The organism is Cellulosilyticum lentocellum DSM 5427, from assembly GCF_000178835.2.
GTDB lineage: Bacteria > Bacillota > Clostridia > Lachnospirales > Cellulosilyticaceae > Cellulosilyticum > Cellulosilyticum lentocellum.
In genome coordinates this window covers 2,700,258-2,712,863 of record NC_015275.1, presented here as the reverse complement: position 1 = coordinate 2,712,863, position 12,606 = coordinate 2,700,258, and the positions used below count along the sequence as shown (strand labels likewise).

Below are 12,606 nucleotides of genomic sequence, written 5' to 3'. Positions count from 1 at the left end.
GGAAACAATGGAGAACAAGTATTATAACCAAGATATAGAGCACATTTATAAAGAGCACCATGTAGATTCTAGTCAGGGGTTATCCCCGAAAGAAGCAGAAAAGCGATTAGAGATGTATGGCCCTAACCTTTTTACTAAAGCGAAGGAGAAAAGTTTACTTCAAGAAATAAAAGAGACACTTACTCAACAACTCATTGTTATCTTACTTATTGCTGCAGCCATTAGCCTTTTGATTAAAGAATATCATGATGCCATAGGCATTTGCTTTGCAGTACTTTTAAGCACTACGATAGGCTTATTAACTGAAAGTAGATCTAAAAAAGCAGCAGAAGCCCTTAATCGCATGACAGAAGATATACAGGTTAAGGTGCTACGTTCAGGAGAAAAAATACTCATACATAAAAGTGAAATCATTCCTGGAGATATTATCTTTTTAGAAGCAGGAGATCAAGTTCCTGCTGATGGTAGACTTATATCGTGTAATGATTTAAAGGTAAGGGAAGACATGCTTACAGGCGAGTCTGATGATGTTAAGAAGAAGTTAGGCGTTATTAAGCAAGAAGAATTAACACTAGAAGGTAAAACGATTTATCAAGATCCTATTCCAGCAAAACAGTATAATATGCTTTTTGGAGGGACGCTAATTGCTTCAGGACAAGCCAAGATGATTGTTACAGCTACAGGTGATGAAACAGAAATGGGATATATTGCAAAAGCATTAGGAAGCAAAGAAGAAAGTACACCTCTAGAAATTAAAATGGATCATTTAGCTCAGTCCATTTCCAAAGTCTCTACCGCAGTAGCAGGTATGTTATTTGTTTATATGATTGTTCAAATTATTGAGGGGTGTAAATTAGCTTTAGATTTTAGCAGTACCCATCAGTTTTTAAGTTCGCTTAGTCCACTTGTGAGCAGTTTTCCAGAGATGAAAACAGCATTTGTGGTATGTGTCGCATTAATTGTAGCAGCAGTACCTGAAGGACTACCGACTATGATTAATATTACCTTAGCCATTACCATGAAACAAATGGCTAAAATTAATGTATTGGTAAGAAAAAAAGAAGCGTGTGAGACAATTGGTTCAGTGAGTGTGATTTGCAGTGATAAAACAGGAACATTAACTCAAAATAAAATGAAAGTGGCTAAGCTGTATTTGGAAGGAAGCTTTAAAAATGAGGCTGAATTAAAGCGTTATCCAGATTTTGTAAGAAACTGTATGATTAATAGTACGGCAGACTTACAGGTGCATGGAAAAGAAGTGAAATACATAGGAAGCGCTACAGAGTGCGCTTTACTACTTTTATGTGAGCAGTATGATTATGCACGTACGAGACTAGGAAGTGAGGTTGTCAAGCAAGTTCCATTTAACTCACAAAATAAATATATGCTTACCATAGCAAAAGAAGAAAATAATTATGAAATTTTTTCAAAGGGTGCACCTGAAATTATATTAAATCAATGTGGTTTTGAAAAAACAGAAGGGCAGCTTAAACCATTAACGAATGAACGTAAGAAGCAGATTTTAAAAGAAATTGAGGCATTACAAGTACAGGCTATGCGTGTTTTAGCTTTTGCAGGTCATCGTATGGCAACAAGTTATAATGTGCTTGGGCGAGAAGAATGGAAAGAAACATTAGTATTTGAGGGCTTTGTAGGCATTCAGGATCCTCTTAGACCAGGCGTGAAGGAAGCAATAGAAACAGCAGCAGGTGCAGGGATTGAAACAAAAATGTTAACAGGTGATAATTTGCAGACTGCTATTGCCATAGGCGAAGAAATCGGATTAGTAGGACATGGCAAAAAAGCTGTAGAAGCAAGTTATATTGATGCCTTAAGTGATAAGGATTTAGAAAAAGAAATACGACATATTGCCATTGTAGCTAGATCTAAGCCAGATACAAAAATGCGTATTGTACAGGCACTTCAAAAAAATGGAGAGGTTGTAGCTGTAACAGGAGATGGGATTAATGATGCCCCAGCTTTAACTAAAGCGGATGTGGGTATTGCAATGGGCATTGCTGGTACAGAAGTCAGTAAAAATGCAGCAGATATTATTTTAACAGATGATAGCTTTAGTACGATTGTAGAGGCTATCAAGTGGGGAAGAGGCATCTACAATAATTTTCAACGCTTTATTCAATTTCAGCTAACGGTAAATATTATTGCCTTTCTTATTGCTATTATAAGTCAAATCATGGGGTATGATATGCCTTTTACGACCATTCATCTTTTATGGATTAATATTATTATGGATGGACCTCCGGCATTGGCATTAGGGCTTGAGCCTATTAGAAGCGCGGTTATGAAAAGACGACCTATTAAAAGAGAAGCCCCCATTATTAATCGATTTATGCTACGAACGATTATTATTAATAGTACCTTTATTACAGCCCTTCTTTTCTTGCAAATAAGATATAACTTTTTAGGTGCACAAAGCATTGTCAATGGTAATGCTAGTGAAGTTCAGACTGTTCTATTTAGTTTATTTGCATTTAGTGTGTTATTTAATGCATTTAACTGTAGAGAATTTGGAACAGGTAGTATTTTTCCTAATTTATTTAAGAACCAATTAGCTTTACAAATTATATTACTAACAGCGGTGCTGCAGATTGTAATGATTCAATATTGTGGTGCATTTTTTAATGCTATTCCGTTATCTAAAGAAATGTGGTTAAAAATCATTGGTTGTGGTGCACTCGTTGTTATTGTCAATGAACTTATAAAACAAGCACTTAGAATGTTAAAACGATCGGCTAAAAGTGCAGTCAAGCAGGTTAAAAAAGTCGGTATGAGAAGTCGAAAAGGACTTTCTTAGTTAAAAATAAAATGGCTAAAGTACCCCAAAAGGAATTTTAGCCATTTTTACATGAAGTCAATTTGATATGAACTAGTATTATTCACCATGCTCTGCTAGGAAGCGTGTAGCAGCATCATCATTTTCTAAATCTTCTTCGATAATAGGTTGTTCTTTAATGGCAGGGAAATAACCTGCTTGCTCAAGAATACTACTTAATTGCATGGCAGTTAATACACCTTGCTCAGGTGTTTTAAGATGGGTAAAAGCTTTTTGAATATAAGTGTTTAAATTATCATGAGACATCACAAAAGGTATATTACTAATGAAATACTGCATGCGGCATTTACGCTCTAATGTAGGAAGTGCAAATAGCTTAGAACGAAGGTCATTTATGAACACTTCAATAATCATAGATACGTCAGTACTATAATTAGATTTCTTTACGGTAGTAAATCCAAAAATCTGATCAATAGACATAGAGAGATAAGATTGCATTAAATTGAAGAAAGGATTTACTTGAGCAGTAGTACTTACTTTTTGCATCTCTTGTTTAAGTTCTTTTGTTAAATTCTCTAAACGCTCTTTAAGTGTAGGAAGAAGAACTTCTGATTCGCTTTCATTAAGAAAAACAGATTTTAAAGAGTAATAAAGGTCAGAAAAACTTACATGCATATCAGTAATGTCAGTAAAATCTAATTGATCAAATAAAAGTAGATTACTTAAGGTACAAATGGTTTTATGCATATGATGAAGCATATCAATAAGGGTTTCTATTGTTTCGTTTAATAAATTAGCTTCTTCAAATAAATCTGTGAGATCATTTAAGATAGCAAGGTTATCTAAGGATTCAACAAGATCTGAAAAATGTTGACCATATTGAGGACAATCTGTACCATCGAAAAGCTGTTTTAAAATAGAAACCAGGTGACTAGCTGCTTCAGGTGTATCTTGAATAGCAATATGCGTGATGCTTTTTTTACAATAAGCTAAATAATTCTCTTTAGTTAGTTTAATTGGAATATAAGGTAAAAGTTCACTGGCCTTTTTTTGAATGCTAGTTTCCTTATTTTCATTGAAAACATAATGGGTACAATCTAATGCTAATTTTTCATAATCAATTTGTGTAGAGTCAATATCGGTAAGGCCTAATTCTTCCAAATAATCTTTAGTTAAGGAAAAAGCTTGTTGTTTGAGTGTCACGATATGAGTAAGTTCCCTTTGATAAGCAATTAAACAGCGAAATTTTTGTTCTAGAGTAGCACGATAGTTTAAAAGCTCTGTAGCACAAGCTTCTTTACTTGAAGAACCCGCCGATAACAGAGTTGGTAATGAAAGAAAAATTTCTTTTAAGCTTTCTTGAAGATGAAAAGTCTCTTCATCAAAATAAATAGTCGAAAAGTACAAAGAATTATTGAGTAAATCTATTTGTGCTTGAATATATTCACTATAGGAATAGGAAATAACTGTAAATAATTGGTCGTTATGTTGGTGCATTATAAGACTCCTTTCTTAATCTGTATCATTAGGATATACAATTTTATGAAATAAGACAAGCTTGTATCTGTAATTGATGTAAGAAACTGGCTTGAAAGATTGAAAAATTTTTAAAAATATATTAAAATCAAATAAAGAGGTGAGAAGATGGGAAATGATAATTTATTAATGGAAAAACAATTTGAGTTATTAGAACAAGGCACCTTAGCTACACCACATAGTATACTTGGTCCACATTTGCTTAATCAAGGAGAAAAACAGATTATACGTGTATTTTGCCCAGGGGCGAAACAAATAGTAGTAGTAGATTTAAAGGATGAGAAAAATTATCCGCTTTACTTTAAGGGGTATCAGGGACTTTTTGAAGGCGTTATAGAAGATAAGCAAGAAAAATTTTTATATAAACTCATATGTGAAGATGATGAGGGGCACACATGGAGTTATATAGATCCTTATCAATTTGATTCTACTTTTACTGAAGATGATCTTTATTTATTTGGAATAGGAAAAGACTACGAGGTTTATGATAAACTGGGCGCACATTTTATAAAAGTGAATGGCGTAGAGGGGGTTAGATTTGCATTATGGGCACCTCATGCTAAGCGTGTCAGTGTGATAGGAGATTTTAATAATTGGGATGGTAGAAGACATCCAATGAGACAGATTGCCAATCAAGGTATTTGGGAACTTTTTGTTCCAGGGCTTGCTGAAGGGGATTTATATAAATTTGAACTGCGTACTAAAACAGGGGAACTATTATATAAAACAGATCCTTATGCCAATTATTATGAAGTTAGACCTAATAATGCAGCGGTTGTTTATGATATGAGAAAATATAAGTGGAAAGATACGAAATGGATGAATGCTAGAACTAAAAAAGCACCTTATAAAGAAGCCGTATCCATTTACGAAGTACATATTGGTTCATGGAAGAAACACGATAATGGAGAGTTCTATACTTATCGTGAAGCAGCAGATGAACTTGCTCATTATGTGAAAGAAATGGGTTATACACATGTTGAATTAATGGGAATTGTAGAACATCCTTTTGATGGGTCATGGGGATACCAAGTAACAGGCTATTTTGCGCCAACCAGTAGGTACGGTTCACCAGATGATTTTAGATACTTTGTAGAAATGATGCACAAGAATAATATTGGTGTTTTATTAGATTGGGTACCAGCACACTTTCCCAAAGATGCATTTGCCTTAGAAAAATTTGATGGTGAAGCCCTATATGAAAAAGCAAATGAGAAAGAAGCATGGCATCCACACTGGGGAACACTTATTTTTGATTATGGAAAACCACAAGTGTCACTCTTTTTAATTGGCAGTGCTCTTTCTTGGTTAGAATGTTATCATATAGATGGACTTCGAGTAGATGCTGTTGCTTCGATGTTATATTTAGATTATGGAAGAGAAGGGGATTTTATTCCAAATCAATATGGAGGCAAGGAAAATTTAGAAGCTATTGCTTTTTTAAAACAGCTCAATGAGGTAGCTTATTCAAAAGTACCAGGTATTATGATGATTGCAGAGGAATCTACAGCTTGGCCAAAAGTATCGTATGCAGTATCTGAAGGTGGACTTGGCTTTGGATTTAAGTGGAATATGGGATGGATGAATGACTTTTTGAGTTACATGAAGACGCCTCCAGCTGATCGTACAAGAGAACATGGCAAGATTACCTTTAGTTTGATGTATGCTTTTAGTGAAAATTTTATTCAAGTCTTATCGCACGATGAAGTTGTTCATGGTAAAGCGTCTATGATTTATAAGATGCCAGGAGAAAGGCTTGAAAAATTTGCTCATTTAAGAGTGGCATATGGTTATATGTATGCACATCCTGGGAAAAAGATGTTATTTATGGGAGACGAATTTGCACAAACTAAAGAATGGAATGAAGCGGTTGCTTTAGATTGGGATTTATTAAATGATAAAGAACATCAAGGCATTTCAGCGTGGGTGAAAGCACTTAATAAGCTATATACATCTGAGAAGGCTTTATGGGAAACTGGCAATGGCTATGAGAATTTTGAATGGATTGACTGTGAAAATAGAGAACAGAGTATTATTTCTTTCCTACGAAGAAATGTAGAAACAGGGGAAGAACTTGTAGTGGTTATTAACTTTAAAACAGCAAGTTACACAGACTATCGAATAGGGGTACCTACACTGGCAAATTACGAGGAACTATTAAGTAGTGATGCAGCACTTTATGGTGGTAGTAACGCGCTTAATGGCGTGGTAAAAGCTACAGAAACAGGATGGCATGGTAGACCCTATAGTATAGAAATCACTATACCCCCACTTAGTATGATGGTATTTAAGGCAAAGAAAAAATCAGTAAAGAAGAATACTAAATCAGTGAAATCAGCTACAGATAAAGATATGAAAGAGGTAGCTACAGAAGTAGTCGCAAATGCAATACCGGCTAAAAAAACAATTAAATCAAAGAAGGACAAAGAAATAGAAAAAGCAGTAGTGCTACCAAAGACTAAAGAAACAAAGGCTAAAGATGCAAAAGCCAAAGAAACTAAGTCTAAAGAAACAAAAACCAAGGATACAAAAACTAAAGAAACAAAAACTAAAGTAAAGCAGCAAGCTTCTAATAAGACTGAGGAAATAATCGTCAAAGAAAAGGCTTCTCCTTTAGTAAGTACAGAAGAAAAGAAAACAGCTGGTAAAACAAAGAAAAATGTAAGTAAAGCTAAAAAGTAAAGAAGTATCTATGATTAGGAGACAAGTACGCAAAGAAACGCATACTTGTCTTTTTTGTGAAAAGGAAGTTAGATTTTTATAAAACCTGCATATTTTTAGTGTATACTAATAAAGAGATTAATCATAAACATAGTGGAGGACCATATGAATAAGAGACTAAGAACTTTAATTTTTGTAATCATTGCCCTACTTTTAGCTGGGATGTTTATCATACAATTTATAATGCCTAAAAGTAGCTATGTAGAAGAGGCTATTACTGATACGACGCTTATTAATGAATTAGATACTAGTGCACAAGCAGCACTTAAGAAGTATTTTGACATTGAAGTAAGCGAAACAGAAGATTGGACAAAAGGAGCAGTGCGTAATCGTGCTAAAGAAGATAGTGGCTTAGAAAATATATTATCATTAACAGCTAAAGATGAATCAGAAAATAAAGTAGAAGGTGATTTGGAGTTCTACGGGATTATTATGGAGGAAGCTACTAAAGAGATAAGAGGAATGATTTATCAGTATGTAACAGAAGCGCCAGTTTTAGAATTGACAGATGAAGAAGTACAAGCTCGTTGTGAAGCATTTCTAAAGGACAAGGGATTAGTAGCTGAAGATGTACCTATTACAGTAGATGCTATTCAATCAGATGAGAAGACACCAGAGCTTAAGATGTTAAGTATGAAAGCGGGAAATCTAGCTTATGCAGTTGCTTATAATTTACAGATAGATAAGGTGATGTATTTTGAATATGTACCTATGCAAGAATAAAATGTTTAAAAAATAGTAAAGTAGTCTACACTTTCAATAAAAAGGAAGGGTGACTATGCAATTAGTATGCCAAGGAATAGCGGATCATGCACATGCAAGATGTTTTTATTTTTATGAATATAGAAATTTAAAGTGGATTTTAAAATGTCAAAAGCAAGTGAGTAAGCAAGATGAATTATATGAGCTGCTAACAGTATCTCATGAGCCTATAGATTATGCTATTATTGATTTGAATAGAGTCTATAGGAATACATTCTATGCGTATTCACAGGCTACTATTATTATTATTCCACCTACAGCTGTGTGGCAGTTTTTTAGTAAGCTATGGTTAGTGGGTCAAGAACTATATGTAGAACTGGCTACAACTATTGAAGAAGAGCTGGAGGTCATGCATGGGTATGAATATAATTACGCATTTTTAAAGAATTTATATGAAATGAGTAGCAAAGAAATGGCTGAAGCTTATTATGAACAATGGCAATTAGAGGTTTCACTAACTGACCACTCGATGCAACGTTTTATAAGAACCATGGAGGTTTTTAAAGCTGAAATTTTTAATTATTTTATTTTTAAACAAATATTAGATACTCCTATTCCAATTTAAATGAATAAATAATAATATAGCGTGCTATCACTAAGAAGATAGCACGCTATATTGTTATTCAAAAGAACTATTAAAAGATTTAAAAGATCTCATGTAAAGTTATTGCAACCAATCAGCAGCGCTTTTTATATGAGCTGTAACCGCTTTTTCGCTTGGTCCCCCTTTTACTTGACGTTCATTGACGCAAGTCTTTAGTGAAATAGCCTCGTAGATGTCTTCATCAAAAATAGGGTGGATCATTTGATAGGTTTCAAGAGGAAGTTCCTCCAAAGTGGTATGTGTAGTAACACAATGCAGAACAAGCTTACCGATTACTTCATGTGCATCTCTAAAAGCGAGTCCTTTTTTAACTAAATAGTCGGCCGCATCAGTAGCGTTAGTAAATCCTCCGGAAGCAGCAGTGTACATATTAGTTTTACAAACTCTCATGGTTTTAATCATTTGTGTAAAAATAGGAAGGCACATTTTAAGTGTATCAATACTATCGAATAAGCGTTCTTTATCCTCTTGCATATCTTTGTTATAAGCAAGAGGAAGTCCTTTCATAGTCGTTAATAAACTCATTAGATTACCATATACACGGCCTGTTTTGCCACGAACTAATTCTGCTATATCTGGATTTTTCTTTTGAGGCATAATAGAGCTCCCTGTACTATAAGCATCATCTAGCTCAATGAAATGAAATTCATGGCTACTCCATAAAATAATTTCTTCACTAAAACGGCTAAGGTGCATCATTAAAGTAGAAAGTGTATAAAGTAAATCAAGACAGAAATCACGATCTGAAACACCATCTATACTATTTTCGCAGATACCATTAAAATCTAAGCTTTTAGCAACTGCATCTCGATCTAAAGGATAAGTAGTAGTAGCTAGGGCACCACTACCTAAAGGTAGAAAATTAGTATTTTCATAAGTGAATTCTAAACGTTTAAAATCACGTTTAAACATTTCAAAGTAAGCCATAAGGTGATGAGCAAAAGTAATAGGCTGTGCACGCTGTAAATGAGTATAGCCCGGCATAATGGTATTTGTATGATCTTTTGCTAGTGCAATGACTGTTTGCATTAATTCCTTAAGCATCACTTTTAAAGTGATAATCTCATCACGAGTGTAGAGTCTTACATCAAGGGCTACTTGATCATTGCGACTGCGTCCAGTATGCATTTTTTTAGCTACATCACCAATACGGCTAATAAGTAAAGCTTCGATGTTCATATGAATATCTTCCATTTTTTCGTTAAAGGTAATGTCACCTTTTTCAATATCCTCTAAAAGAGAATTTAATCCGTTAATAATGGCGTCGCTTTCTGCCATGGAAATAATATTTTGAGCACCTAACATAGCTACATGTGCAATACTACCGATAATATCTTGCTTATATAATCTTTGGTCAAAAGAAATCGAAGAGTTAAAGTGATCAGTAAGTTGATCGGTTTCTTTGGCGAATCTGCCACCCCATAATTTCATAGTAATCCTCCTTGAGTTGAATAATTAAATAATGGTAAAACAAGAGAGTGTTACAAAACTAGGAAAATAATTAGTTTTGAACACTCCTTGGTTTGTTAGATATAGATTAATTATTTGTGATTTTCAGCAGCTTTAAGGGCACGTACACGAAGTGGTAAGCCATAAAGTCTGATAAATCCATCAGCATCTTTATGATTATAAAGGTCACCAGTAGTGAAGCTAGCGAGTGCCTCGCTATAAAGAGAAAATGGAGAAGAAGAGCCTTGTGGAATAACATTACCTTTATAGAGTTTTAACTTAACTTCTCCTGTTACAACCTGCTGTGTACTCGTAACAAAAGCCTGAAGTGCTTCACGAAGAGGTGTAAACCATTTACCATTATAAATTAAATCAGCAAATTCAAGAGCGATTTCTTGTTTATAACGATAGGTTTCACGATCTAATGTAAGATGTTCTAATTCCTCATGAGCTTTATAAAGAATAGTACCACCAGGAGTTTCATAAACACCACGAGATTTCATACCTACAACACGGTTTTCTACAATGTCTTCGATACCAATACCATTAGCACCACCTAATTCATTTAATTTTTCAAGAAGTGCAGATGGTTCCATAGCTTCTCCGTTTAAATGAGTTGGAATACCTTGGTTAAAGGTTAAGGTAATAGTAGTTGCTTTATCAGGTGCTTGTTCAGGAGATACGCCTAATTTAAGAAGTGTTTCATAGTTTGGTGCATTCCATGGATCCTCTAATTCAAGACCTTCGTGAGAAATATGCCACATGTTACGGTCACGGCTATAGCTATCTTCCTTTTTCATCGGAACAGGCAAGCCACGTTTTTCAAGGTATTCAATTTCTTCTTCACGAGAAGAAATATCCCAAATACGCCAAGGCGCGATTACTTTTAAATGAGGTGCAAGTGCAGCAATACCTAATTCGAAACGAATTTGGTCATTACCTTTACCTGTGCAACCATGGCAAATAGCTACAGCCCCTTCTTTAAGGGCAACATTAACGAGCGTTTTAGCAATAACAGCACGAGCAATAGAAGTACCAAGGTAATATTTAGATTCATAAATAGCACCAGATTGAATCATAGGAAATACATATTCTCTCATAAACTCATCTTTTACGTTCTCAACATAAACCTTACTTACGCCCATTGAAAGAGCTCTTTCTTCAAGGCCTTCTAATTCAGCATCTTGACCTACATTTATACATACAGCAATAACATCATAATCGTAATTTTCTTTAAGCCATGGAATGATAACTGAAGTATCTAAACCACCTGAATAGGCTAAAACAACTTTTTCTTTCATGGTTAATCCCCCTTTAATGATTCTATATATATTAGAATATATGTATAATTATACATTTATAAAAACTTATTTCAAGAGTTTTTATAAAAAAATATATTATTGTTTTATATTATATAATAGTTTTAGGAAAACAAACAGAGAAATGGTGTAAATTAGATGAGAATAATAAAATAATTTATAAGAATAACACATTAGTAGACTAATATAGAGAGTATAGAAAAAAAGGATGATCTATAGTATAATAAGAATAACTAAATATTTATTCAAGGAGGACATAATAGCATGTCAGGTTTTTTTGATTTAGATGCCCCTATATGGGCTTGGATGAATGAAGTAGCAGATGTGATTATTTTATCGCTGTTGTGGTGGATTTGTTCATGTGGCATTATTACAATAGGAGCTTCAACAACAGCTGTTTTTTATGTATTAGGTAAAAAGGTAAGAAAAGAGCAAACTTATGTAGTTGCAGATTTTTTTAAGAGCTTTAAGCAAAACTTTAAACAAAGTATTCCTTTAACGATAGTGTATGTAGTGGCAGCTACAAGTTGTATACTTTATGGTATTTTAGTTATTGATGGTATACTTAATCCAGAACATTCCAGTATGCTAAAGTTTGTGATTCCTTTAGCAATCCTTATTGTTTTTGAGTTTTTAAATTACAGTACTTATTTATGGGCGGTACTTTCGAGATTTGATATGAAAACCAGAGTGCTTTGCAAAACCTCATTTGTTATGACACATAAACATTTACTAACTACTTTACTTAATACAGCTTTATATGGTTTAGCAGTTGTTCTTATTTTAAGATTCCCATTTTTAATTGTAGTGGCACCAGGACTTATTATATTAGGACAATCCTTCTTGATGCAAAATTTGTTTTCACATTATATTACATCGGATGAAGAGACGCCATCGACTGAGGCATAAAATATAAGGTGATATAAAAATAGACTATATTTGCTTTCAGATAGTGAGGCAAATATAGTCTATTTTTATAGAAAGATGTTTAAATTATTTTCATATAAGTAAGCTATACTATATTTATAGAAGAAGAGGTGAAGAAATGGTTATTGATTTTATATTAAATATGATTTTAGTAATAGGTCTTGTAAGCTTATTTAATTTAACACGCTATATATTAAAAGTAAGAAAGGTAGTTAAAAAATACAAGGATAATCCAAATGTTGAGGGGATTACTATTGTAAATGGTGAAATTAAAATTATTGAAAAAAATCAAATGCAAAAAGATCAAGCTACGCAGCTCCTTAAAGAAGAGTTGGTTATAGATCCAATTTGTCATAAAGAAATAGAAAAGTCACAGGCTTATCGCATTGTGAAACAAGGAAAAGAATATTTTTTCTGTTCATGGGAATGTAGAGAACAATTTTTAAAACAAAAAGAAGGTATATAGTGTACCTTCTTTTGCTATTTAATAGAGA

Annotated in this window: 9 protein-coding genes; 6 read left to right on the top strand and 3 right to left on the bottom strand. The window is 33.6% G+C overall.

All coding sequences use genetic code 11. The features are described 5' to 3' along the window. Window positions 1-7: 7 nt before the first annotated feature. Window positions 8-2,815, top strand: a complete 2,808-nt coding sequence (locus CLOLE_RS12460) for a calcium-translocating P-type ATPase, PMCA-type (protein WP_013657477.1) — start codon at window positions 8-10, stop codon at window positions 2,813-2,815. A gap of 78 nt (window positions 2,816-2,893) precedes the next feature. On the opposite strand, the gene CLOLE_RS12455 is transcribed toward CLOLE_RS12460, so the two are convergent. Further along, on the bottom strand, window positions 2,894-4,291 hold the full coding sequence (locus tag CLOLE_RS12455; protein ID WP_013657476.1) for a hypothetical protein: 1,398 nt from the start codon (window positions 4,289-4,291) through the stop codon (window positions 2,894-2,896). Between the two features lie 147 nt (window positions 4,292-4,438). On the opposite strand from CLOLE_RS12455, the gene glgB reads away from it, so the two are divergent. From glgB to CLOLE_RS12440, 3 genes are all read left to right on the top strand, one after another. Beyond that, window positions 4,439-7,012, top strand: coding sequence for a 1,4-alpha-glucan branching protein GlgB (gene glgB / locus CLOLE_RS12450; RefSeq protein ID WP_013657475.1), 2,574 nt, complete (start codon window positions 4,439-4,441; stop codon window positions 7,010-7,012). A 144-nt stretch (window positions 7,013-7,156) separates the two neighbouring features. Further along, window positions 7,157-7,774 (top strand): hypothetical protein, encoded by a 618-nt coding sequence (locus tag CLOLE_RS12445; protein ID WP_013657474.1) that lies wholly within the window; start codon window positions 7,157-7,159, stop codon window positions 7,772-7,774. A 55-nt stretch (window positions 7,775-7,829) separates the two neighbouring features. Further along, window positions 7,830-8,378: a hypothetical protein gene (locus CLOLE_RS12440; protein WP_013657473.1), complete on the top strand. Its 549-nt coding sequence runs from the start codon at window positions 7,830-7,832 to the stop codon at window positions 8,376-8,378. Between the two features lie 99 nt (window positions 8,379-8,477). Here CLOLE_RS12440 and argH read toward each other — a convergent pair whose 3' ends face one another. Continuing rightward, window positions 8,478-9,848, bottom strand: a complete 1,371-nt coding sequence (gene argH, locus CLOLE_RS12435) for an argininosuccinate lyase (RefSeq protein WP_013657472.1) — start codon at window positions 9,846-9,848, stop codon at window positions 8,478-8,480. Between the two features lie 110 nt (window positions 9,849-9,958). Then, complete coding sequence (locus CLOLE_RS12430) at window positions 9,959-11,167, bottom strand: argininosuccinate synthase (protein WP_013657471.1); 1,209 nt, start codon at window positions 11,165-11,167, stop codon at window positions 9,959-9,961. A gap of 282 nt (window positions 11,168-11,449) precedes the next feature. On the opposite strand from CLOLE_RS12430, the gene CLOLE_RS12425 reads away from it, so the two are divergent. Beyond that, window positions 11,450-12,094 carry a YesL family protein gene (locus tag CLOLE_RS12425; protein ID WP_013657470.1) on the top strand — a complete coding sequence of 215 codons (645 nt, stop codon included), beginning with the start codon at window positions 11,450-11,452 and terminating at the stop codon, window positions 12,092-12,094. Window positions 12,095-12,230: 136 nt separating this feature from the next. Continuing rightward, the gene (locus CLOLE_RS23485; protein WP_013657469.1) at window positions 12,231-12,578 is read left to right on the top strand and encodes a YHS domain-containing protein; all 348 of its coding nucleotides are present in this window, start codon (window positions 12,231-12,233) and stop codon (window positions 12,576-12,578) included. The last annotated feature ends 28 nt before the right edge of the window (window positions 12,579-12,606 follow it).

What these genes read in the sequence shown, in the direction of transcription:
- CLOLE_RS12430 (WP_013657471.1), bottom strand. Translation starts at nt 11,167, where the DNA reads ATGAAAGAAAAAGTTGTTTTAGCCTATTCAGGTGGTTTAGATACTTCA.
- CLOLE_RS12445 (WP_013657474.1), top strand. Translation starts at nt 7,157, where the DNA reads ATGAATAAGAGACTAAGAACTTTAATTTTTGTAATCATTGCCCTACTT.
- CLOLE_RS12455 (WP_013657476.1), bottom strand. Translation starts at nt 4,291, where the DNA reads ATGCACCAACATAACGACCAATTATTTACAGTTATTTCCTATTCCTAT.
- CLOLE_RS23485 (WP_013657469.1), top strand. Translation starts at nt 12,231, where the DNA reads ATGGTTATTGATTTTATATTAAATATGATTTTAGTAATAGGTCTTGTA.
- CLOLE_RS12440 (WP_013657473.1), top strand. Translation starts at nt 7,830, where the DNA reads ATGCAATTAGTATGCCAAGGAATAGCGGATCATGCACATGCAAGATGT.
- CLOLE_RS12460 (WP_013657477.1), top strand. Translation starts at nt 8, where the DNA reads ATGGAGAACAAGTATTATAACCAAGATATAGAGCACATTTATAAAGAG.
- argH (WP_013657472.1), bottom strand. Translation starts at nt 9,848, where the DNA reads ATGAAATTATGGGGTGGCAGATTCGCCAAAGAAACCGATCAACTTACT.
- glgB (WP_013657475.1), top strand. Translation starts at nt 4,439, where the DNA reads ATGGGAAATGATAATTTATTAATGGAAAAACAATTTGAGTTATTAGAA.
- CLOLE_RS12425 (WP_013657470.1), top strand. Translation starts at nt 11,450, where the DNA reads ATGTCAGGTTTTTTTGATTTAGATGCCCCTATATGGGCTTGGATGAAT.